This is a genomic window from Vibrio sp. 10N.286.49.E11, assembly GCF_041469505.1.
In the GTDB taxonomy this organism is placed as follows: domain Bacteria; phylum Pseudomonadota; class Gammaproteobacteria; order Enterobacterales; family Vibrionaceae; genus Vibrio; species Vibrio crassostreae_C.
This window is the reverse complement of the sequence record NZ_JBFRKQ010000003.1, coordinates 1-23,523: the sequence shown is the minus strand read 5'-3', so window position 1 is coordinate 23,523 and position 23,523 is coordinate 1. Positions and strand designations below refer to the sequence as shown.

Here is a 23,523-nt window from a genome sequence, read left to right as displayed (position 1 = left end):
GCCGCGATGAACCTTTTTTTATGTCTGCTGCAAATTTGTTGCGACAATGTTAAATTTGTTCGTTGTTTAACTTGTTGTATTTAAAGTAGTTCTTGATTGCTTCTTTGTTATTCCACCTTTCTCATATCAATTCCCAGAAAAGCCCCGTTTAAGTCACAGTTTAAATATCTAAAAATGACGTATTTGACAGATTTATGTGATCTGATAGGCGAATAATTAACCTTATGTGTGCGTTATCCGTAACAGAACCTTAAACAAAATTGACAAACTTTTACCAATCGAGATAATCCATGGGTCGGGATCACTATTCGCTGAAATCCTGTACGTATGTCAGGATGACGAAGAAAGGAAGCAACATGACTAATATTGGAAGCCTGCTAGGAGATGCGGCGACTCTAATGATAACGGGGATGTCCGTTGTCTTTATTTTCCTAACTATTCTAGTTTACCTCGTTCGGTTGATGTCAAAACTGGTACCAGAAGAAGTACCAGAGCCGATCGCAGCACCTAAAAAAATTCAAAAATCACAATCAAACCCTTCAGCTGTTAGTCCACAGGTAGTGGCTGCAATTTCGGCCGCGGTTCATCAATACCGTGCGTCTACTGCTAAGTAGTATTTAAAGGATTAAAAAGGAGTTTATGAGCATGTCTAAACCACTAGCTATCACAGATGTGGTACTTCGTGACGCGCACCAGTCACTATTTGCTACTCGTATGCGTATCGAAGATATGCTGCCAATTGCGGCAGAACTGGATAAAGTCGGTTACTGGTCACTTGAGACTTGGGGCGGCGCGACGTTTGATTCGTGTATCCGTTTTCTTGGCGAGGATCCATGGGAGCGTTTGCGTGAGCTGAAAAAAGCGATGCCAAACACACCAATGCAGATGCTACTGCGTGGTCAAAACCTATTGGGCTACCGTCACTACGCGGATGATGTAGTAGAAAAATTTGTTGAACGTGCCCATAAAAACGGCATGGACGTATTCCGTATCTTTGATGCGATGAATGACGTGCGTAACTTTGAAAAAGCAGTGAAAGCAACGATCGACGTTGGTGGCCACGCTCAAGGTACGTTGTCTTACACAACCAGTCCGGTCCACAATTCAGATACTTGGGTTGATTTGGCTAAGCGCCTAGAGGACCTAGGTTGTCACTCACTATGTATCAAAGATATGTCAGGTTTATTAAAGCCGTATGAAGCAGAAGAGCTGATTACACGTATCAAAGCATCGTGTGACGTTCCTCTAGCACTGCATAGCCACGCGACAACTGGTCTATCGACTGCAACAGCGGTTAAAGCCGTTGAAGCGGGTATCGACATTCTAGATACCGCTATTTCTTCAATGAGCTGTACTTACGGTCATACGCCAACCGAAACGGTTGTTGCGATGTTAGAAGGTACAGAGCGCGACACGAATCTTAAACTAGACCAAATCGAACCCATCGCGGCTTACTTCCGTGATGTACGTAAAAAGTACGCGAAATGGGAAGGTCAGCTAAAAGGTGTCGATTCTCGCATCTTAATCGCTCAAGTTCCTGGCGGAATGTTAACTAACATGGAAGGCCAGCTTAAAGAGCAAGGCGCCGCCGATCGCATGGATGAAGTTCTAGAAGAGATCCCACGCGTACGTAAAGAGCTTGGTTACATTCCTTTAGTAACACCAACTTCTCAGATTGTCGGTACTCAAGCGGTTATTAACGTCTTAACGGGCGAACGCTATAAGAGCATCACGAAAGAGACTGCTGGTCTACTGAAAGGTGAATACGGTCAAGCTCCTGCTGAAGTGGATGCTGAACTGCAAGCGAAAGTTCTAGACGGTGCAGAGCCGATTACTTGTCGTCCTGCTGATTTACTTAAGTCTGAAATGGATACGTTAACGACGGATCTGTTAGAGAAAGCGAAATCAGAGGGTATCTCTCTAGCTGAAGATACGGTTGATGATGTACTGACTTACGCGCTCTTCCCACAAGTGGGTCTTAAGTTCCTTAAGAACCGTCGTAATCCTGAAGCATTTGAACCTGCACCAACGCTAGAAGTTGCGGCTCCAGTTGCTGCAGCTCCTGTACAAGCTTCTGGTGGTATTGAAAGCTACAGCGTGAAGGTTGATGGTCAAGTTTACGATGTTGAAGTTGGCCCACAAGGTGAACTGACATCGGTGGAGCCATCTGCAAAACCTGCTCAGGCTGCACCAGTAGCAGCGTCTGACGCTGAAGCGGTTCCAGCTCCATTGGCGGGTAACATCTTCAAAGTAAACGTTCAGGCGGGTACTGAGGTTTCTGAAGGCGACGTTCTACTAATCCTAGAAGCGATGAAGATGGAAACGGAAGTTCGTGCTGCTCGTGGTGGTATCGTTCAAGAATTGAATGTTAAAGAAGGCGATGCAGTTACTGTAGGCGCTCCACTACTAAGCTTAGCGTAAGGGAGTACCATGGAAGGATTGATGACCTTATGGTCTGAAACAGGGATTGCGAACTTTGAGTTCGGCCAGATCTGTATGATGCTGGTTGGTTGCTTACTGTTGTTTTTGGCAATTCGTAAAGGATTTGAACCGTTACTTCTACTGCCTATTGGTTTTGGTGCTGTATTAGCAAACATTCCAAATGCTGGGTTTACTGATCCAGGTGGTTTGCTCTACTACGTCTACTACATTGGTATTGAGACAGGTATTTTCCCACTGCTGATCTTTATGGGTGTTGGTGCGATGACGGACTTCGGTGCGTTGATTGCGAACCCTAAAACGTTGTGGCTAGGGGCTGCGGCTCAGTTTGGTATCTTCGCGACGCTATTTGGCGCGATCTTGCTGAACTACGTTCCAGGAATGGAGTTCTCGATGGCCGATGCTTCGTCAATTGCGATCATTGGTGGTGCCGATGGCCCAACTGCGATCTTCTTGGCGAGTAAGTTATCTCCGGACCTTTTAGGTGCCATTGCAGTAGCGGCTTATAGCTACATGGCTTTGGTTCCGATCATTCAGCCACCAATCATGAAAGCGTTAACGTCTCCTGAAGAGCGCAAAATTAAGATGGCTCAACTTCGTCACGTTAGCAAAGCCGAGAAGATTCTTTTCCCGCTTGCTGTACTATTGATGACGATTTTGTTCCTACCTTCAGCAACACCTCTAGTTGGTATGTTCTGTTTGGGTAACTTAATGCGTGAAGCGGGTGTGGTTGATCGCCTTTCAAAAACAGCTCAAAACGAACTGATTAACGTTGTAACTATTTTCCTAGGTCTAGGGGTTGGTTCTAAGCTTCAAGCGGATACGTTCTTGAACTTAGAAACATTGGGTATTCTAGGTTTAGGTGCGGTCGCGTTCAGTATCGGTACGGCGGGTGGTGTATTGATGGCTAAGGTGTTGAACCGATTCTCGAAAGAGGACATCAACCCACTGATTGGCGCAGCTGGCGTATCGGCGGTTCCAATGGCGGCACGTGTTGTGAACAAGGTTGGTCTTGAGGCAAACCCTCAGAACTTCTTATTGATGCATGCAATGGGTCCGAACGTAGCCGGTGTACTTGGTAGTGCGGTTGCGGCGGGCATTCTATTAGCTCTCGTGGGCTAGTGGATTTGCTGGGTCATGTATCGTTACGTTAATTGGTCGTCAATTTACGAATGAGCGGTTAACTTAGCCTTATTAAATGGTTTATAGTCAAAGGGATGCTTTCGCATCCCTTTCTTTTTATTAATTAGGGTGCTTGCTCACTAGGGCTTTTATCAATCAAGGAAATGTGGAATGGAAAATAAACAGATTGCGATTACTCAATTCGGCGGCGTCGAAAACCTAAGTATTCAAACCAGTGCGATCCCTGAGCCTAAGGCTGGAGAAGTGGTGGTTAAAGTTTCCTTTTCAGGCATTAATCCGATTGATGTCAAAACCCGAGCGGGTCTTGGTTGGGCGGCAGCACAAAACAAAGATAATCTGCCTTGGGTGCCTGGCTACGATATTTCAGGGCAAATTGTCTCGCTAGGCGAACAGGCTGAACGCTTTACTGTTGGTGATAACGTGGCTGGCTTTATTGGTTTTCCACTGCAAGGTGGCGGTTACAGCCAATATGTGTGTGTTCCAGAAGCTGCATTAAGTATGGTTCCTGATTCTGTCACTCTAGAAGCGGCAGCTGCATTACCACTTGCGAGTCAAACAGCGGCACAAGCGCTCAACAAAGCCGAAGTGAAAGAAGGCGACCGCGTGCTTATTTTAGCGGGCGCGGGCGGCGTTGGTCACCTTGCGGTTCAAATTGCAGTGGCAGCAAAAGCTGAGGTTTACACAACCTGCAGCGAAGCCAATCTTGATTACCTTGCGACGCTAGGTGCTCACGCGATTAACTATAAGTTTGCGCCAGCATCAGAAAGAGTATCTGATGTCGATGTGTTGATTGACTTGGTCGGCGGCGATACCGCGCTTGATGCATTGAAGTGCCTAAAAGATGACGCGCGAGTCGTGACTGTGCCGACTCTATCTGCAGAACTTATCTGCGAAAAAGCCACACTATTAGGTTTTACTGCATCAGGCATGCTGGTTGAACCAACCCCTGAGCAAATGGACACCATGCTTTACATGGTCAGTGTCGGATTGCTCAAAACAGAAATTCAAGGTATCTACCAGTTAGACGAGGCGCAGTCGGCGCACCTGCAGGTTGAAACCGGACACACCAGAGGCAAGGTGCTACTTAAAATGCAAGAAAGTTGATAGGCAGTGTTAGAATTTTTTAACTCCCTTTTTGAAAATATCGCGCTGTGGTTCTCGGACTCGGCGCTGTGGGTACTCTTCATCAGTGGCTTCTTGAGTGCCACGTTACTACCCGGTGGTTCAGAAGCTAGCCTTGTGGCTGCATTGAGCTTAGATCAGTTTTCAACCTCATCGATCATTCTGGTGGCGACATTAGGCAATACCTTAGGCGGCCTGACTAACTATTGGATTGGTTTGTGGTTGCCTAATCGAACTCAATCTGAAAAGCATGGTCATAAGGCTATGGCTTGGCTGAGTCGTTATGGCTACTGGACACTGTTATTTAGTTGGTTACCGATCATTGGTGACCCTTTGTGTCTAGCGGCGGGTTGGCTAAGAATGAAATTCATCCCTAGCGTTATTTTGATAGCGATTGGCAAAGCCGCTCGCTATAGCTTACTTGCTGCTATCTACTTCGGTTTTTTCTAAGGAGAACCTATGAAAAAGGTTTTACTTGGTACATTTTCTCTTATCGCCATTGCAGGCTGTTCTTACAATGTACCTAGCTCAACGCCCTTCTTTTCCTCGTTACCTGAAGGTGTCACTCTGTTAGAAGAGGTAAAGCCCTCTAAAGATAAAGTGGTGATTCCTTACACCAAGTATCAGCTTGAAAACGGCCTGACAGTTATTCTTTCCCCTGATGATTCCGATCCGTTGGTGCATGTTGATGTGACTTATCACGTCGGTTCAGCACGTGAAGAGATAGGCAAGTCGGGCTTTGCTCACTTCTTTGAGCACATGATGTTCCAGGGTTCAGAGAACGTTGGTGACCAACAGCACTTTAAGATCATTACCGAAGCGGGTGGCTCGTTAAACGGCACGACCAACCGTGACCGCACCAACTATTTTGAAACTGTTCCTTCTAACCAGCTTGAGAAAATGTTGTGGTTAGAATCAGACCGAATGGGCTTCTTGTTGGATGCTGTTTCTCAGAAGAAATTTGAGGTTCAAAGAGGCACGGTCAAGAACGAGCGAGCGCAGAGCTACGAAAATCGTCCTTACGGCTTGATGTGGGAACGCATGGGCGAAGCGCTTTACCCTGAAGGTCACCCTTACTCTTGGCAACCAATCGGCTATGTTGAAGATCTTGACCGTGTTGACGTGAATGATCTTAAAGCGTTCTTCCTGCGTTGGTACGGCCCAAACAATGCCGTGTTAACGATTGGTGGTGATATCGACGTTGATGACACGCTAGAATGGGTTAACAAGTACTTTGGTTCAATTCCTCAAGGCCCTGAAGTGAAGGCGGCAGAGAAGCAACCTGCTGTTCTAACAGAAGATAAATACATCACTTTAGAAGACAATATTCGTCAGCCGATGGTGCTGGTGGGGTGGCCAACAACGTATCGCGGTGAAGAGACGCAAGCTTCACTGAATGCATTGTCTAACGTGTTAGGTTCAGGTACCAACAGTTACCTATATCAAAACCTCGTAAAAACGCAGAAGGCCGTCAGCGCTGGCTCTTTCCATGATTGTGCTGAGCTTGCTTGTACCATGTACGTGTATGCAATGGGCAACTCAGGTGAAAAAGGCGATTTGACGGTTCTCAATAAAGAGCTGATGGATACCCTGGAGCAATTCTCGAAAGAGGGCGTTGAGCAAGAGCGTTTAGACCAGATCACTGGCATGGCCGAAGCGAATGCTGTTTTTGCATTGCAAAGCGTTAAAGGTAAGGTGTCGCAACTCGCGTCGAACCAAACCTTCTATGGTCAGCCTGATCGCATTGAATCACAACTCGATCAAATCCGAGCGGTGACGCCTGAGAGCGTGAGCAAGGCATACCAAGATTTCATCGAAGGTAAGCACAAGGTTACCTTGAGTGTGGTTCCTAAGAAAAAGCTCGATTTGGCGGTTCGTGAAGCGACCTTTACCACGCCACCACGTACGTTGCCGGAATACAGCAAGGTGACGGAAGAACAACTGGATTTCAGAAAGGCACCGGATACCTTTGATCGCAGTGTGATGCCAGAAGTGAATTTTGGTGTTGAGGCGACCATGCCTGAGTTGTACCGCATGCACTTTGCAAATGGCACGGACTTGATTGGTACTGTGACCAGCGAAACACCGACAGTACAGTTACAGATTCAACTTCCAGCTGGCGAGCGTTATGTTCGCAAAGGACAAGAAGGCCTAGCGAACCTAACGGCTTCGATGATGGAAGAAGGCTCAACCAAACGGACCGTTGAAGAGTTACAAGCGACCTTAGATAAACTTGGTAGCAGTGTGAGCATTAGTGCGGGCAGCTACACCACAGATATTTCAGTCTCGGCGCTAGAGAAAAACTTGCCTCAAACCTTAGCGATTGTGCAAGAGGTTCTATTCGATCCTAAGTTCGATGAGCAAGATTTTGAGCGCGTTAAGAAACAGATGCTAGAAGGCGTTGTGTATCAGCATCAGCAGCCAAGCTGGATGGCTTCTCAAGCAACCCGTGAAGTGCTGTTTGGTGACACTGTTTTTGCTCGTGCAAGTGATGGTACTAAGGAATCTCTATCGAAATTGACCTTAGACGATGTGAAAAAATTCTATGCGCAACATTACACACCAGAAGGTGCCAATATTGTTGTGGTGGGAGACATCTCGAAGAAAGAGGTAGGGAAACAGCTACAATTCTTTGAAGAGTGGCAAGGCGATGCGGCACCATTAACGCGTCCACAGATCGTTAAAGAGCTTTCTGGTCAGCACCTGTACTTAGTTGATAAACCGGGTGCGCCGCAAAGCATTGTTCGCTTGGTTCGTAAGGGCCTGCCGTTTGATGCGACGGGCGAATTGTATTTGAGCCAGTTAGCTAACTTTAACTTAGCGGGCAACTTCAATAGCCGTATCAACCAGAACCTACGTGAAGACAAAGCCTACACTTACGGTGCAAGCGGTTACTTCGCAAGTACTCGTGAAACTGGCGCAGTGGTATTTAGCGCGCAGGTAAGGGCGAATGCGACGGTTCCATCGATTCAAGAGTTTATTAATGAGCTGAATGAGTTTAGCCAAAGTGGATTAACTGACGAAGAGGTGAAATTTATGCGCCTTGCCGTCGGTCAACAAGATGCACTTAAATACGAAACGCCAAGTCAAAAGGCGGGGTTGTTGAGTAATATTGTTGCATTGAGCCTTGATGAAGATTACCTACAACAGCGTAATCAGATAGTTGAAACGGTTTCAAAAGAGACCTTAAACGAGCTATCTAAGAAATGGTTTGACCCGAATGATTATCAAATAATCGTTGTTGGTGACGCGACATCGCTTCGCCCGCAATTAGAAAAGTTAGATATTCCAATAGAAGAGCTTGAAATCATTCGTTAGAGTACACATTAAAGGGGGAGGGAAGAGACTCTACTTTTCTCCTCCAACCTAATTTATGATAGTTCTAATCAGAACAATATAAGATAAGTGAACTGAATTTTGACTGATTTTGCTGCGCGACTAAAGCAAGTTGCAACCAACCCTAAGACCTTCTCTCAATTTGGTCGTGGTGTTGAAAGGGAAACATTACGCTACACGGAAGATGGGCACCTTGCTACTGGGCCGCACCCTGAGGCTTTGGGATCTGCGTTGATGAACGAATGGGTAACGACCGATTTCTCTGAGTCGCTACTGGAATTTATCACGCCTGTTTCTAACGACGTTCCGACGCTTTTGAATCAGTTGTCTGATATCCACCACTTCACGCAAACCAAGTTAGACGGCGAAAAACTATGGCCGCTTTCTATGCCTTGTTACGTTGGCAGTGAAGATTACATTCAGCTAGCGCAATACGGCACCTCGAATAACGGTAAGATGAAGACCCTATATCGTGAAGGCCTAAAACGTCGTTACGGTAGCCTGATGCAGATTATCTCTGGTGTTCACTTCAACTTCTCTTTCCCAGAAAGCTTTTGGGATAGCCTGTTTGGAGAGCAAACTGAAGAAGCGCGTTGTGAATCTAAGTCAGATGCTTACTTTGGTTTGATTCGTAACTACTACCGCTTTGGTTGGTTAATCCCATACTTCTTCGGTGCTTCACCTGCGCTATGTTCTTCTTTCATCAAAGGAAGAGAGACAAACCTGCCTTTTGAAAAGATTGGCGAGACACTGTATCTGCCAAAAGCAACGGCACTGCGCCTGAGCGACCTTGGCTACACGAACAGTGCGCAAAGTGTGTTGAAGATTGGTTTCAACAGCCTAGACCAATACCTTGAAGGTTTGAATCAAGCGATTCGCACACCATCAGAAGAATTTGCCGAGATTGGCACTAAGGTTGATGGTGAATACCGTCAGTTGAATAGCAACGTACTGCAAATTGAAAATGAGCTTTACGCTCCAATCCGCCCTAAGCGTGTGGCGAAGAGTGGTGAGAAACCATCTGAAGCATTGGCACGCGGTGGTGTTGAGTACATTGAGGTTCGTTCTTTAGATGTAAACCCATTCAGCTCAATTGGTATCAATGAGCAGCAGGTTCGCTTCCTAGACTTATTCCTAACGTGGAGTGTGCTAACGGACTCTGCTGAGATGGATAACTGCGAGCTTGAATGCTGGCGCGATAACTGGAACAAGGTGATCCTACAAGGTCGTCAGGTTGGTCTAGAGCTGCAAATCGGTTGTCATGGTGAGCGATTGTCTCTGCAAGATTGGGCGAAGCGTGTCTTCAAAGATCTGCGCTCTATTGCCGAGATGATGGACGCTGAACAAGGTGGTCGTGCATACCAAGAAACATGCGATACGCTTGAGGCTTGGATTGATAACCCTGAGCTAACTATTTCTGGCCAGTTGCTAGAAGAGACTAAAAAATTGGGCGGCTTAGGTAAAGTGGGTTGCGCGTTAGGTAAAACGTACGCTCAGCAACACAAAGCGCACCAATACAAAGTATATTCAGCTGAGTTGATGGAAGCAGAAGTTCAACGTTCTGTGATTGCTCAGCAACAAAGTGAAGAAGCAAGCACTCAAGATTTTGATAGCTTCTTAGCGGATTATTTTTCGTATTTAAAAGCATAGCGAGACTTTGGTGGAAAGGAAGCAAGCCTTATTAGGTCAGCCTACTCGAGTGAGTAGTAAATGGTTACCTGTAGTGACTGTTGGTGTTGTCTCTAGCCTATTGGTTGGATGTGCAACGCCACCGCCAAAGCAGCAAGATAATTTGTGTAGCATCTTTCGAGAGCACCCTTCATGGTATGAAGATGCCTTGGATATGCAAGAAGAATGGGGAACGCCGATTAACGTTGCGATGGCTTTTGTGAAACAAGAGAGTAGCTATCGTCATGATGCGCGCCCACCTAAAGATTACATTCTTGGCTTTATACCGTGGGGGCGTGTAAGCAGTGCCTACGGTTATGCACAAGCTCAAGATCCTGCTTGGGAAGACTTCCAAAAGGCGACCAATAACGGTGGTTCAAGAACCAACTTTGATGATGCATTGATGTTCATCGGTTGGTATACCAGCGAGACGCGTCGTCAATTGGGCATCTCACTATGGGACCCATATAACCAATACCTGGCTTATCATGAAGGCCGTGGTGGTTATAAGCGCAAGTCATACAACAGCAAGCCATCGCTAATTAAGGTGGCGCGCAAAGTCGAACAGCAAGCAAAAGATTATGGATGGCAGCTGAAACAGTGCCGCAAAGAACTAGAAGACAATCGAAGCTGGTTTTTCTAAAGCCAGCCGTCATGGAGAAGAGCAATGCCTTTATTAGATAGTTTCACTGTTGATCACACACGCATGAACGCACCTGCCGTTCGTGTTGCTAAAACAATGCAAACCCCAAAAGGGGATACCATCACTGTGTTTGACCTGCGTTTTACTGCGCCAAACAAAGACATCCTATCTGAGAAAGGTATCCATACTCTAGAGCACCTATATGCTGGTTTCATGCGTAATCAATTGAACGGTTCAGATGTAGAGATCATCGATATCTCACCGATGGGCTGTCGCACTGGTTTCTACATGAGCCTGATTGGTACGCCTACAGAACAACAAGTGGCTGACGGTTGGTTGGCAGCGATGCAAGACGTACTGAAAGTTGAGAACCAGAATAAGATCCCTGAGCTGAACGAATACCAATGTGGTACCGCGGCAATGCACTCTTTGGATGAAGCGAAAGAGATCGCGAATGCGATCATCGCTGCAGGCATCTCTGTAAACAAGAATGATGAACTGGCACTGCCAGAGTCGATGCTGCAAGAGCTTAAAATCGACTAGTCATTGATAGCTACCCTAGATAGGGCGAGTTAGATACTAAAAGGCCCGGTTCAATGAACCGGGCCTTTTTCGTCAACGTATTTTAGGGCGAGACAGAGATTCAGTGATAACTCAGTTAGCCGTTCACGATCCGTGGGAACACGCGAACCAGTTTGATGCGGTTCTCTTCAAGCTCAACAATTTCCATTGGGTGGCTGGCAACCTGAACACTCAGGTGACTCTCAGGAATATCTTCAAGATGTTCCAGTATCAAACCATTCAGCGTTCTTGGGCCATCGGTAGGCAGTGCCCACTGTAAGCCTTTGTTGATATCTCGGATATTGGCACTGCCTTCAATCAAGAAGCTGCCATCGCTTTGCGGAGTAATCTCTTCAGATAAGCTTGGGGTGATTGAGGTGGTAAACTCACCTACGATCTCTTCTAGAATATCTTCTAATGTAACCAAACCATTGATGTCGCCATACTCATCAACAATCAAACCGATGCGCTGCTTATTGCGTTGAAACTTAAGCAGTTGAATATTGAGTGGTGTCGCTTCAGGAATAAAGTAGATCTCATCTGCGGCACGCAATAGGGTTTCTTTATTGAATTCGTTCTTTTCAAGCATCAGACGGTAAGCTTCACGCAGCCTAAGCATGCCGACCACTTCATCTATTTGGTCACGGTACAGCACTACGCGACCATGAGGCGAGTGGGTAAGTTGACGAACGATCGATTTCCAGTCGTCATTGATGTCGATACCAGTAATCTCATTACGCGGCACCATGATGTCGTTCACGGTGACGTGCTCTAAATCCAGAATAGACACCAACATATCTTGGTGACGTTGAGGGATTAAGCTACCGGCTTCATTTACCACGGTTCTAAGCTCTTCGGAGCTCAAGTGGTCGGTTGCATCATGGCTGGCTTTAACGCCTAAGATACGAATGAAGCCGTTGGTAATGAAGTTCACTAAGATCACCAATGGTGATAGCACCTTCATCAGTATCATCAAAAGGATACTACTCGCGTAAGAGACACGTTCAGGAAATAGAGAAGCGATGGTCTTTGGGGTTACCTCGGCGAATACTAGGATCACGAGAGTCAGGGTACCAGTAGCGATAGCCACACCGATATCCCCGTAGATGCGCATACCAAGAATAGTAGCGATCGCAGATGCAAGAATGTTGACGAGATTGTTGCCGATGAGAATGAGGCCAATCAATCTGTCTGGGCGGTTCAGAAGTTTTTCTACGCGTTTGGCACCTTTATGACCCGTATTGGCCAAGTGCTTTAAACGGTAGCGGTTCAAGGACATCATGCCCGTTTCGGAACCAGAGAAATAACCAGAAATTACAATGAGACACGCGAGTAGCGCAAATAAGATACCCGTTGATATGTCGTCCAAAACTATTCTTTTCCTATTTGTGTATCTTGATTAATTTATGACCGAACATGGTCGAGATGTCAATTGAATCTAACGGACTCAATATTTTAAAGGCAAGGTGTGTGAGACCTTGCCTTTATTTTACAGACTAGTTCAGGATGATTTCCTGAACGAAGCGGCTACCGAAGTAGGCCAATGTGAGCATGCTGGCGCCGGCCAGTGCGAACCAAGTGACTTTCTGTCCACGCCAACCTTTTTGGTAGTGACCCCATAAAAGGATGGAGTAGATAACCCAAGCGATAAAAGACAATACCGCTTTGTGCGCCTTTCCTTGAGCAAACATATCTTGTACGAAGATAAGGCCAGTCAGCAAAGTACCCGTTAATAAACCATTACCAATCAGAATGATCTTGAAAAGCTGTCTCTCTACCATCATTAAAGGAGGTAGGTTAGGGTTTATCACTAAGGCTTTTTTCTTTTTAAGTTTGTGATCTAGCCATGCAAGTTGCAGGGCGTATAGCGCGCCGATAGTTAACGTTGCGTATGAGAATAGAGCCAAAGATATGTGCACGAGCAGTTTTGGGTCATTCTCTAGATGTTTGATGAAGGTGCTTGGAAGAAAAGTGGCAGCCATCAAGTTCAGCGCAGCGAAGCTATAGACGACGGGTAAGATAAACCACAGACGGGTTTTGAGCATTGCACCGCTCATTACCACAGATATGATTAAACTGATTAATGAAGCAACGTTCAAGATACTGAGGTTTTGGCCACTGGCATTAAAAATCAAATCGCCAAGCAACCAAGCATGGAAAGCTAGAGCAAGTAATGCGCTGATAAACACCGTTTTTACACGGATTCCTGTTTGGTGCACGAGACCTGGAATGATCGTGGAAATCGCCATTGTATAAAGAAAGGCTGCTGCGATCGCAATAAGACTGTCCATGGTATCCATTTTAATGATTACTAATTGGCGAATTATACCTCGCATCGCTCTTTGGGGCTATGGCGAACCTCATTCAATTCCAAGTGAATAATGTCTCACATCACAAGCACGGATGATTAACGCTCTACAACGGGTATGACTCTAATCCGCGCTAATGTATACTCACAGTAATAGTCGCAGTTTTGAGCGAAGAGAAAACTATGTTTGATAATTTAACGGATCGTCTATCCAAAACGCTGAAGAACATCAGCGGTAAAGGTCGTCTGACCGAAGACAACATTAAAGAGACGCTGCGTGAAGTACGTATGGCGCTACTTGAAGCCGACGTTGCACTGCCCGTTGTCCGCGATTTTGTTAAGCGCGTAAAAGAAGGCGCTGTGGGTGTTGAGGTTTCTAAATCTCTAACGCCTGGTCAAGAATTCATTAAGATCGTTCAAGCTGAACTTGAAGCGGTGATGGGTGAGTCTAACGAGGCTCTTAACCTAGCAGCGCAGCCGCCAGCCGTTATCTTAATGGCTGGTCTACAAGGTGCGGGTAAAACCACATCGGTAGGTAAGCTATCTAAGCTTCTAACTGAGCGTGACAAGAAGAAAGTCTTGGTTGTGTCTGCCGACGTTTACCGTCCAGCGGCAATCAAACAGCTTGAAACGTTAGCAAGCGATGTTGGCGTAGACTTCTTCCCATCTTCAGCTGATCAAAAACCTCTTGATATTGCAAACGCTGCAATCGACCACGCGAAGAAGAAATTCTACGACGTGCTACTTGTCGATACTGCGGGTCGTTTGGCTATCGATGAAGAGATGATGGGCGAGATCAAAGAGCTTCATACTGCAATTAAACCAGTAGAGACACTGTTCGTTGTTGATGCAATGACAGGTCAAGATGCTGCGAACACTGCAAAAGCCTTTGGTGATGCGCTACCACTAACCGGTGTTATCTTGACGAAAGTGGATGGTGATGCGCGTGGTGGTGCTGCTCTGTCTGTTCGTCATATCACAGGCAAGCCGATTAAATTCTTGGGTGTTGGTGAAAAGACTGACGCACTAGAACCGTTCCACCCAGATCGTGTAGCTTCTCGTATCTTAGGTATGGGCGACGTACTGTCTCTTATTGAAGACCTACAGAAAAACGTTGATACCGAGAAAGCAGAGAAACTGGCTAAGAAGTTCAAAGAGAAGAAAGGCTTTGACCTTGAAGACTTCCGTGAACAACTAGGTCAGATGCAAAACATGGGCGGCATGATGGGCATGATGGATAAGCTTCCAGGCATGTCTCAGCTACCAGATAACGTTAAAGATAAAGTTGATGACAAGATGTTCAAGCAAATGGAAGCGATCATCAACTCTATGACCATGAAAGAGCGTCAACGCCCTGACCTAATCAAAGGCTCTCGCAAAAAGCGTATTGCCGCTGGTTCTGGTACACAGGTACAAGATGTAAACCGTATGCTTAAGCAGTTCACCCAAATGCAGAAGATGATGAAGAAGATGCAGAAAGGTGGCATGAAAGGCATGATGCGCAACATGCAAGGCATGATGGGCGGCGGTGGAGGTATGGGCGGAATGGGTGGTGGCTTTAACCCGTTTGGTCGATAATCTACAAATGTAAGCTTTAGCTACGTTACTTTTCATAGTGTTAGCCGTGTCACAGAAAGTGTACGGCAGCTATGTTGGTGAAAAAATAGCTAAAGCCCTTGCATTGCACCGGAATAAGAGTAAAATTCCGGGGCTTTAATTTGGCACGAGACCCCAAGCTATTTACTTATACTTGGGGTTAATTATTTTATTAAGAAAGCAAAGAGGACGACATGGTAACCATTCGTTTGGCACGTCACGGTGCAAAGAAGCGCCCATTTTATCAAATCGTAGTTGCGGATAGCCGTAACGCTGCAACTGGCCGTTTCATCGAGAAAGTAGGTTTCTTTAACCCTACAGCTCAAGGTCAAGAAGAAGGTCTACGTCTAGACCTAGATCGTGTTAACCACTGGGTTGGTCAAGGCGCATCTCTATCTGATCGTGTAGCTAAGCTAGTTAAAGACGCTCAAAAAGCGGCTTAATTCTTTTTTAAAGAGAAATAGCTTATGTCGATGAAGGGTAAAGAAACTATGAGCGAGCAAAACAATAGAATTGTCATGGGTAAACTTGGGTCTACCTATGGTATTCGTGGCTGGCTCAAAGTGTTCTCCTACACAGACAATGCTGAAAGCATATTTGATTACAGCCCTTGGTATTTAAACCTAAAGGGTAAGTGGGTTGAGTACAAAGTTGAGAGCTGGAAACGTCATGGCCAAGGTTATGTATGTAAGCTAGCGGGATTAGATGTTCGTGAAGACGCGCAACTGATGACTAACTTTGAAATTGCTATTGACCCTGCTTCGTTACCTGAATTGTCAGAAGATGAATTCTACTGGCGCGAATTGTTCGGTATGCAAGTTTTTACCACTAAAGGTTACGACCTTGGTGAGGTCACTGACCTATTAGAAACTGGCTCGAACGATGTTCTAGTAATCAAAGCAAATCTTAAAGATGCTTTTGGCCAAAAGGAACGGTTAGTACCGTACCTTGAAGAGCAAGTGATCAAGAAAGTTGATCGCGAAGCTCGCCGGATCGAAGTTGACTGGGATCCTGGATTCTAACTCCAAATTACAGAGCGAGAGAACACATGTGGGTTGGCATTATTAGCCTTTTTCCTGAAATGTTCCGTTCTGTTACTGATTTTGGAGTAACAGGTCAAGCGGTTAAAAAAGGTCTTTTATCTATTGAGACATGGAATCCTCGTGATTTCACTCATGATAAACATCGCACTGTTGATGACAGACCTTACGGTGGTGGTCCTGGCATGTTAATGATGGTTCAGCCTTTGCGCGACGCTATCACAACGGCCAAGCAAGCAGCACCGGGAAAGACGAAAGTTATCTATCTTTCACCTCAAGGTCGTAAACTCGACCAGAAAGGTGTTGAAGAGCTGGCAACAAACGAGAATTTACTTCTTATTTGTGGTCGCTACGAAGGGGTAGATGAGCGCATCATTGAATCTGAAGTTGACGAAGAATGGTCGATTGGAGATTTTGTGATGACGGGTGGCGAACTGCCAGCCATGACGCTGATTGATTCAGTATCTCGGTTTGTTCCGGGTGTACTTGGAGATTTCGCTTCAGCAGAAGAAGATTCTTTTGCAAATGGTTTGCTAGATTGTCCCCATTATACGCGCCCTGAGGTGCTAGACGATAAAGATGTACCATCGGTACTCAAGTCTGGAAACCATAAGGACATTCGTCGCTGGCGATTAAAACAATCGTTGGGCCGAACTTGGCTAAGAAGACCAGAACTCCTGGAAAACCTAGCTCTGACTGACGAACAGGAACAATTACTGGCTGAATTCATTAAAGAGCAACGCTCTTAACGAAAAGCAAGCAGTAACCTATTAAATTTAGTATCAGTTTATTCTAGGAATTTATACAAATGAGCAACATCATCAAGGCTCTTGAAGAAGAGCAACTAAAATCAGACCTTCCTAAATTCGCACCAGGTGACACTGTTGTAGTTCAGGTTAAGGTAAAAGAAGGTGACCGTGAGCGTCTACAGGCTTTCGAAGGCGTTGTAATCGCTATTCGTAACCGTGGTCTACACTCTGCATTCACAGTTCGTAAGATCTCGAACGGTGAAGGCGTAGAGCGTGCGTTCCAAACTCACTCTCCAATGGTTGATAGCATCGAAGTTAAACGCCGTGGTGCAGTACGTCGTGCCAAGTTGTACTACCTACGTGAGCGTTCTGGTAAGTCAGCTCGTATTAAAGAGAAGCTTACTAAGAAGTAATTCTTTTTGCATTCTATCGATAAAAGCGGAGCCATTTGGCTCCGCTTTTTTGTGTCTGTTATTTGGAGTTTCGCAGGTAAGAGATCCCCAATTAGCTCATTCCTCGCTCTGGAGGATGACGGAACAAACCGAAACTCATATTTAACCGTCATTCCCTAGACTGACGAAGGAAGGAGTAGGGAATCTCTACTAACGCCGTGTTATAGGCAATAAAAAAGGATTGACGTTAAACGCCAACCCTTCAAAATCTACTCGCTACTCGCTACTCGCTACTCGCTACTCGCTACTCGCTACTCGCTTAGTACGGATCTTCCGACCAACCATCGCTATCTGACATATCTGGTGCGCCAGCGATGCTGTTCTCTTCGTCTGCCCATTCACCGAAATCAATCATCTGACATTGCTTGCTGCAAAACGGGCGGTGCGGGCTTTGTTCGCCCCATTCAACGTCAGCATTACATTGAGGGCATTTAACGATGGTGATTTTCTTCGACATAGTGATTCTTAATTTGAAGGTGTAATAATAGTGAGTTTAGGCTCGAGTGAGGGCTCAAGCCAAACTATAAAAGGAAATTAATTAGGTGCAGATTGCCAATTCAAATTCGATGTCTTGAGTGCAGGCTTGCCCAGTTTCAAAGCTCATGAACTTAACAGCAAAGCGGTTCTTGTGACCGGAGATCATCGGGTATGCACCGTATTGCATCGGAATAGAAAGACGAAGGATATTCGCTTCATCGGCATCGCTCTGGAAGAAGCCAGCACGAGCGATTTTCTCTTTGAAGTGACCCGTCTCTCTGGTGAGCTTCAACCACAGTGTTAGCGCTTCATACAGAGGCTGTAAGCTGTCCATCCAAGCTTTAGCATCTCGCATTCTCTTATCAAGAGGAAGGTGCAGCCAATAATGCAGTGCCGGTAAATCAAAGCAGCATGAGCCACCTGGAAGATTAAAGCGCTGGCGAATCGCACTCAGGAAGCGGTCTTCTTTAAGTGATTGGCCAAAACGTTCTGCCTGCATCAGATCACGATAGATGTTACCAATGTCATTAAGTAGTGATGTCAGCATCTCTTGATCGACACCTTCAACATCCAACCAGCTTTTGTAGGTTACACGTTGCTTCTCAATATCTTTTGCGAGTTCGCTCTTGAGTTGGATCTGTTCGAAGATTTCAATCAGATCAAAGATGGAACGGAAAAAGAGTTGATACTGTTGAGCATCGGAAAATGTAGAAGACAAGTGTAGCTGCCTCAAGAGCGACTCAACTCTTAAGTAGATTCTTGTTTTCTCATTTAGAGGATGTTCAAATTTATGGGTGATCATCAAGCAAACCTTCATTCAACATAGTTCTATTCTGACCCATCTACTGTACTGATTGCCAGATACTTTTGATGTAAATCTGTGATTTGAGGCAAAAGTTCTTGGTTTTTAGTATGGTTTTTAATCACGTCATCTGCAACCGCTAAGCGCTGTTCTCTTGAAGCTTGTGATTTTAAAATTGCGGCAACCTGTTCCTTCGAAACATTGTCACGACTCATTGTGCGTTCTATTTGCACTTCTGTAGGCACATCAACGATTAAAACGCGATCGGCCATGCCTTGCATTTGGTTTTCCACCAATAGCGGTGCAACTAATAAACCATACGGGGATGTGATTTTAGACAGGTCACTGTCAATTTTGTCACGGATCATGGGATGAAGAAGATCATTGAGCCACTGCTTTTCTTTAGGATCTGAGAAGATCAGCTCACGCAGCCTACTTCGGTTGAGTGTTCCATCGTCAAGCAAGATAGACTCACCAAAGTGTTCTGTAATCTGTTTTAAGCCGACACTGCCCAGCGCAACCACTTCACGTGCCACGATATCAGCATCAACAATATCTATATTAAAATGCTCATTGAACAGGTTAGCGACCGTAGTTTTGCCACTGGCGATACCACCGCTTAATCCGATAATGATTGCCATGGTTAAATTCCTAGTACAGAAGTGAAATACCAACCCATGATGTCGTTACCCCACATCAAGCTTACCCAACCCGCAATCGCAAGGTAGGGCCCAAATGGAAAGGCTTTATCGATGCCTTGCTGTTTCAGGCGAAGTTGAATTAAACCAAACACAAGGCCTACCAGCGATGACAAAAGAATGATCATTGGTAGGTGTTGCCAGCCAAGCCATGCACCAAGCGCAGCCAGAAGTTTGAAATCGCCGTAACCCATCCCTTCTTTGCCTGTTAGTAGCTTGAACAGCCAATAAACGGACCACAAGGCTAGGTAGCCAGCCATTGCACCAATCACTGAATCTTGAAGCGATACTGGACTGACGTTAAACAGAGCTAAAGCGATACCAGACCAAACTAAAGGTAAGGTGATTTGATCAGGGAGCAGCATGGTATCGAGATCGATAAAGGTTGCGGTAATCAATGCAAACGTGAAAAAGATCAGAGCGATGGCGTAATAACTGAAACCAAAATGACTAGCGACTGCGGTACAAAGTATCGCAGTAAGCAGTTCGACCAATGGGTAACGAGCGCTGATTGGGTTAGCACAGCTATGGCACTTGCCCTTTAAGAACAACCAACTTAATACTGGAATATTGTCGATGATTCTTAATTGGGTTTTACATTTCGGGCAGGTAGAACGAGGGATACTGAGATTGAACTTTCCCTCTGGTGCTGGAATTTTGTATTGAGAGAAATACTCCGAGCACTCTTGTTGCCACTCTCGTTCCATCATTATCGGTAAACGGTGTATGACTACGTTGAGGAAGCTGCCGATAAGAAGGCTAAAAATGAAAGCTAATACGGGGAATAGCCAAGGATAGTAGTGAAATACTTCCATAGTGTCCTTTACCACTTAATCAAGGTGAGCAGAGGTTGGCTGCTCATGGGTGTTTAGTTGCTTTTAACTATCCTAACACACTCATAAGATTAAAGATCGGTAAGTACATCGCGACAACAAGTCCGCCAACTACGGTGCCTAAAAATACGATGATCAGTGGCTCTAGAATTTTACCTAGGTTATCGACGGTGTTGTCTACTTCGAACTCGTAAATGGAAGCGACTTTATTGAGCATATCATCAAGATTCCCTGACTCTTCACCTATCATCACCATCTGTAAAACCATCTCTGGGAAGGCATTGGTATTGCGCATTGCAATGTACATCGGCATGCCTGCGGCAGTTTCACGGTGAACCTCGATGATGGCCGATTCATAATGCAGGTTGCCTGCGGTTTTAGCTGTGGTTTTAAGGCTGGTTAAGATGGGAATCCCAGAACTGAAACTGGTTGAAAGTGTTCGGCTGAACTTTGCAATCGATGCTTTGGTGATGACAGCACCCAAGATAGGAAAGCGTAAGCCAAGGCGACTGGTTGAAAGTCGAATCGAGTAGGATCGCTGACGCAGCTGCTGAAAAGACAGAATTAGTAAACCAATACCGATGGCACTATAGAAACTATAAGCCTGCATCCAATGGGAAAGATAAAGAACTTGCTGGGTGAACCAAGGTAAGTCTGCTCCGAAACCAGAAAACATCGATTCAAATTCAGGGATGACCATGGTCAGCATTAAGTAGGAAACGGTAAGGGCGACCGCAACAACCATTGCAGGATAGATGAGCGCTTTTATAACCTTGGATTTTAGTTGCTCACTCTTTTCACGATAGGTCGCCAAGCGTTCAAATACTTGTGCAAGGTTGCCGGAGAGTTCGCCTGTCGCGACCAAGTCGGTATAGAGGTCATCAAAGTGGCGGCTTGCAGTTCGCATTGCTTTTGAGATTGGCGTGCCAGCTTCTACACCTTTGCAGATGTGCGATAAAATCGATTTCATTTCTGCTTTGCGGTGATTGTCTGACACCAGCTTGATGGCTTGCACGATCGGCACACCAGTCGCCAACATGGTAGCCAGTTGGCGAGTCAAAATAGTGATGTCTTTGGCTTTGACTCGATGGGTTAAACGAGTGATTGCTGAGATGCTTTTCTTTTTGATTTTCTTAATCTGAATGTGCTGCTCTTTGAGCTTCTCTCGTACTTCTAATTCGGTGAGCGCTAAGCTCTGCCCAGACACTTTCTTGCCAGAACTATTGATTCCCTTCCAATGGTAGTTTTTTAGTTGTGATTGTTTGCTTTTACTACTCATTTTCGCTCCGTGAATTATAGGTATAGAACACGTTGTAGCTCTTGATAGCTGGTGGTGCCTTCAAGCAGTTTATCTAGCCCTGACTCTTGTAAAGTTCTCATGCCTTCTCGACGTGCCAAGTTTTCAATGGCTAACGCGTTCGGTTTGTCGATCAGGCTATTTTTCAGTTGGTCGCTAAACGGCATGACTTCATAGATACCGACTCGCCCCGAGTATCCCTGATTACACTCATTACATCCTTGTGAGCTGGCTTTGTAGATGATTTGGCTATTGGGAATAGAGTGGCGTAGAAATATATCAGGTGAGTCATCAGCGGCTTTACAGTGGTCGCACAATCGTCTTGCCAGTCGTTGGGCGATAATCAGGCTTAATGATGAAGCGAGGTTAAAAGGTTCTATTCCCATATGAGAGAGGCGAGTCACGGTTTCTGCTGCCGAATTGGTGTGCAGTGTCGAAAGCACTAAGTGGCCTGTTTGCGAGGCTTTGATCGCGATCTCTGCGGTTTCCAAATCACGGATCTCTCCGACCATAACCACATCAGGATCTTGTCGTAAAAATGATCTCAACGCTTCAGCGAAACCAAAGCCGATCTTAGGTGACACTTGTACCTGATTGATACCACACAGGTTAATCTCCACTGGATCTTCGGCTGTTGAGATGTTGCGTTCAGTGGTGTTGAGCACTCGAAGGCCAGTATAAAGAGAAACCGTTTTGCCGCTGCCCGTTGGCCCAGTCATTAAGATCATTCCTTGCGGGCGTTTTAGGGCATTTAGGTAGAGTGCTTTTTGATCCTCGCTGTAACCGAGTTTATCGATATCGAGATTGGCAGCGCTGCTGTCTAGAAGACGAAGAACGATCTTTTCTCCCCATAATGTTGGCAGCGTCGATACACGCATATCAATCGCCAGTTCGTCGTTTAAACGTAATTTAATACGACCATCTTGAGGTAAGCGACGCTCGGCGATATCGAGTTTAGCGAGGATCTTCAAGCGAGCTGATAAACGGCGACTTAAATGAGAGGCGGGCTGTTGAATTTCGACAAGGATGCCATCGCAACGTAGACGTACGCGGTAGTTTTCTTCATAAGGTTCGAAGTGGATATCCGATGCGCCTTTACGTGCTGCATCGACTAAAATTTGATTGATAAAGCGACTGACAGGGGAGTCATCTTGGCTAAGGTCTTCAATCGAAGTTATCTCGTCATCAGATATCTCAACAAGGTTAGCGAGCTCATCTTGGGTGATCTCTTTACGTTTCGAATCTTGCCCGGAAATAGAACGGCCATACAGCTTTCGTATTGCACTTTCTAATTCAGAGTAATTAGCGACAACCAATTCAATCTGTAATCCGGTCGCGAATCGAAAGTCATCTTCAGCTTGTAAGTCGGTCGGGTCGGCCGAGGCAAGTGTGAGAGTTGAACTAGAAACTGAGATTGGTATCGCCCGATACTTGGTTATCAGCTCACGAAGCCCTAATTGTTCACACAAAGGCTCATAGTCCGTATTGGCAAGTTGCACCAGCGGCAAACCGAAGATGGCCTGAATGTTATGTGCGAGATTCTCGCTGGTGAAGATGTCTAGAACGAGCAAAGCTTCAGGCGTAGAAGCACCTGAAGCATGTATGTGTTCCGCAACGGCTTGCTCCTGAGTCAGGCTAAGTAAATCAGCCTGACGTAGAACCGTGGGGAGATTGGTTAGCATTAAATATTATAACTTGCAGTGCTTTGGTAGTAGCTCATCCTTGACCCCATCTGTTGCAACGCTATCACATTCCCATGCACCATCTCCTGTACGACTCAACACGAAAATTTTGTCATGTAAAATAGTACTCACTCCAGAGCTTGCAAATGTAAATACGATAGTACCGACGCCGGCTGAAGTGTCAGGATCAAATGTAATAGCCCCTACAGGAATGCTTGATGGAACGCCTAGTTCGTCAGTCAGGCTATTAGCAGGAAAGGCTCCATTTTCTGCTGCATAGGCCTCTACATTAGTTTTAATACCCGTCATCGTAGCCAAGGCCGATGCTACTTCTGCTTTAGCTACATACTTTTGATATTGTGGTATTGCAATTGCAGACAAGACACCAATTACGACTACCACGATCATCAATTCAATTAACGAAAAGCCTTTCTGAGTTGTTCTTCTGTTTTTGTTATTCATTGTTCTATTCCATTGTTTAGTTTGTTTCAGTGCAGGCACTGGTTGATGGAAAGAATAGAAGTTGAGATGGGGGAGTGGAATGGTGTTCAGGTGTGGTCGCGAGTGGTTTTGTATTTATTGGTGTAGTGTTTCATATAGCAGGCAAAATTATGCGATCAGCTTAAATAACTGCTTGAAATACTGATAATTCAGGCAATAAAAAAGGTTCATCGCGG

23 protein-coding genes are annotated in these 23,523 nt (G+C 45.6%); 14 read left to right on the top strand and 9 right to left on the bottom strand.

All coding sequences use genetic code 11. From position 1 onward, the window contains the following. Positions 1-356 precede the first annotated feature (356 nt). From AB4167_RS00685 to luxS, 9 genes are all read left to right on the top strand, one after another. Entirely contained in the window at positions 357-614 is a 258-nt protein-coding gene (locus AB4167_RS00685) for an oxaloacetate decarboxylase subunit gamma (RefSeq protein ID WP_004741884.1), read from the top strand. 31 nt (positions 615-645) lie between these two features. Then, positions 646-2,421 (top strand): sodium-extruding oxaloacetate decarboxylase subunit alpha, encoded by a 1,776-nt coding sequence (gene oadA / locus AB4167_RS00680; protein ID WP_372135971.1) that lies wholly within the window; start codon positions 646-648, stop codon positions 2,419-2,421. Between the two features lie 9 nt (positions 2,422-2,430). Continuing rightward, positions 2,431-3,561 (top strand): sodium ion-translocating decarboxylase subunit beta, encoded by a 1,131-nt coding sequence (locus AB4167_RS00675; RefSeq protein WP_019825842.1) that lies wholly within the window; start codon positions 2,431-2,433, stop codon positions 3,559-3,561. 171 nt (positions 3,562-3,732) lie between these two features. Next, complete coding sequence (locus AB4167_RS00670) at positions 3,733-4,686, top strand: NADP-dependent oxidoreductase (RefSeq protein WP_372135970.1); 954 nt, start codon at positions 3,733-3,735, stop codon at positions 4,684-4,686. Positions 4,687-4,692: 6 nt separating this feature from the next. Continuing rightward, positions 4,693-5,154 carry a YqaA family protein gene (locus AB4167_RS00665; protein WP_017059555.1) on the top strand — a complete coding sequence of 154 codons (462 nt, stop codon included), beginning with the start codon at positions 4,693-4,695 and terminating at the stop codon, positions 5,152-5,154. A 9-nt stretch (positions 5,155-5,163) separates the two neighbouring features. After that, positions 5,164-8,022 (top strand): pitrilysin family protein, encoded by a 2,859-nt coding sequence (locus AB4167_RS00660; protein WP_137002039.1) that lies wholly within the window; start codon positions 5,164-5,166, stop codon positions 8,020-8,022. 99 nt (positions 8,023-8,121) lie between these two features. Next, the gene (gene gshA, locus AB4167_RS00655; RefSeq protein ID WP_017063229.1) at positions 8,122-9,690 is read left to right on the top strand and encodes a glutamate--cysteine ligase; all 1,569 of its coding nucleotides are present in this window, start codon (positions 8,122-8,124) and stop codon (positions 9,688-9,690) included. 10 nt (positions 9,691-9,700) lie between these two features. Then, positions 9,701-10,351: a hypothetical protein gene (locus AB4167_RS00650; protein WP_017629422.1), complete on the top strand. Its 651-nt coding sequence runs from the start codon at positions 9,701-9,703 to the stop codon at positions 10,349-10,351. Positions 10,352-10,375: 24 nt separating this feature from the next. Then, the gene (gene luxS, locus AB4167_RS00645) at positions 10,376-10,894 is read left to right on the top strand and encodes an S-ribosylhomocysteine lyase (RefSeq protein WP_017056597.1); all 519 of its coding nucleotides are present in this window, start codon (positions 10,376-10,378) and stop codon (positions 10,892-10,894) included. Between the two features lie 115 nt (positions 10,895-11,009). On the opposite strand, the gene AB4167_RS00640 is transcribed toward luxS, so the two are convergent. Both AB4167_RS00640 and AB4167_RS00635 read right to left on the bottom strand, forming a co-directional pair. Further along, positions 11,010-12,281 carry an HlyC/CorC family transporter gene (locus tag AB4167_RS00640; RefSeq protein WP_372135969.1) on the bottom strand — a complete coding sequence of 424 codons (1,272 nt, stop codon included), beginning with the start codon at positions 12,279-12,281 and terminating at the stop codon, positions 11,010-11,012. Between the two features lie 127 nt (positions 12,282-12,408). Then, positions 12,409-13,203, bottom strand: a complete 795-nt coding sequence (locus AB4167_RS00635) for an inner membrane protein YpjD (RefSeq protein WP_019825854.1) — start codon at positions 13,201-13,203, stop codon at positions 12,409-12,411. A gap of 200 nt (positions 13,204-13,403) precedes the next feature. Here AB4167_RS00635 and ffh point away from each other — a divergent pair, with 200 nt between their 5' ends. The 5 genes from ffh to rplS all read left to right on the top strand — a co-directional run bounded on the left by ffh (position 13,404) and on the right by rplS (position 17,018). Then, a complete protein-coding gene (gene ffh / locus AB4167_RS00630; RefSeq protein WP_010435884.1) occupies positions 13,404-14,798 on the top strand; it encodes a signal recognition particle protein in 1,395 nt (464 codons plus the stop codon). A 212-nt stretch (positions 14,799-15,010) separates the two neighbouring features. After that, a complete protein-coding gene (gene rpsP / locus AB4167_RS00625) occupies positions 15,011-15,259 on the top strand; it encodes a 30S ribosomal protein S16 (RefSeq protein ID WP_004410028.1) in 249 nt (82 codons plus the stop codon). A 24-nt stretch (positions 15,260-15,283) separates the two neighbouring features. Continuing rightward, a complete protein-coding gene (gene rimM / locus AB4167_RS00620; protein ID WP_017063236.1) occupies positions 15,284-15,838 on the top strand; it encodes a ribosome maturation factor RimM in 555 nt (184 codons plus the stop codon). Positions 15,839-15,864: 26 nt separating this feature from the next. Beyond that, a complete protein-coding gene (trmD, locus tag AB4167_RS00615) occupies positions 15,865-16,605 on the top strand; it encodes a tRNA (guanosine(37)-N1)-methyltransferase TrmD (RefSeq protein WP_136973767.1) in 741 nt (246 codons plus the stop codon). 59 nt (positions 16,606-16,664) lie between these two features. Then, on the top strand, positions 16,665-17,018 hold the full coding sequence (rplS, locus tag AB4167_RS00610; protein WP_004735514.1) for a 50S ribosomal protein L19: 354 nt from the start codon (positions 16,665-16,667) through the stop codon (positions 17,016-17,018). A 298-nt stretch (positions 17,019-17,316) separates the two neighbouring features. Here the strand turns inward: rplS and yacG are convergent, their stop codons facing one another. From yacG to AB4167_RS00575, 7 genes are all read right to left on the bottom strand, one after another. After that, positions 17,317-17,514, bottom strand: a complete 198-nt coding sequence (gene yacG / locus AB4167_RS00605; protein ID WP_010435916.1) for a DNA gyrase inhibitor YacG — start codon at positions 17,512-17,514, stop codon at positions 17,317-17,319. A gap of 81 nt (positions 17,515-17,595) precedes the next feature. Beyond that, on the bottom strand, positions 17,596-18,336 hold the full coding sequence (zapD, locus tag AB4167_RS00600) for a cell division protein ZapD (protein ID WP_017068873.1): 741 nt from the start codon (positions 18,334-18,336) through the stop codon (positions 17,596-17,598). Positions 18,337-18,362: 26 nt separating this feature from the next. After that, positions 18,363-18,977, bottom strand: coding sequence for a dephospho-CoA kinase (coaE, locus tag AB4167_RS00595; protein WP_372130478.1), 615 nt, complete (start codon positions 18,975-18,977; stop codon positions 18,363-18,365). Between the two features lie 2 nt (positions 18,978-18,979). Beyond that, positions 18,980-19,849 carry an A24 family peptidase gene (locus tag AB4167_RS00590; protein ID WP_372135968.1) on the bottom strand — a complete coding sequence of 290 codons (870 nt, stop codon included), beginning with the start codon at positions 19,847-19,849 and terminating at the stop codon, positions 18,980-18,982. A 67-nt stretch (positions 19,850-19,916) separates the two neighbouring features. Continuing rightward, positions 19,917-21,146: a type II secretion system F family protein gene (locus tag AB4167_RS00585; protein WP_004735441.1), complete on the bottom strand. Its 1,230-nt coding sequence runs from the start codon at positions 21,144-21,146 to the stop codon at positions 19,917-19,919. A gap of 14 nt (positions 21,147-21,160) precedes the next feature. Beyond that, positions 21,161-22,846 (bottom strand): type IV-A pilus assembly ATPase PilB, encoded by a 1,686-nt coding sequence (gene pilB / locus AB4167_RS00580; protein ID WP_372135967.1) that lies wholly within the window; start codon positions 22,844-22,846, stop codon positions 21,161-21,163. 6 nt (positions 22,847-22,852) lie between these two features. Continuing rightward, entirely contained in the window at positions 22,853-23,308 is a 456-nt protein-coding gene (locus AB4167_RS00575) for a pilin (RefSeq protein ID WP_108086446.1), read from the bottom strand. Between the last annotated feature and the right edge of the window lie 215 nt (positions 23,309-23,523).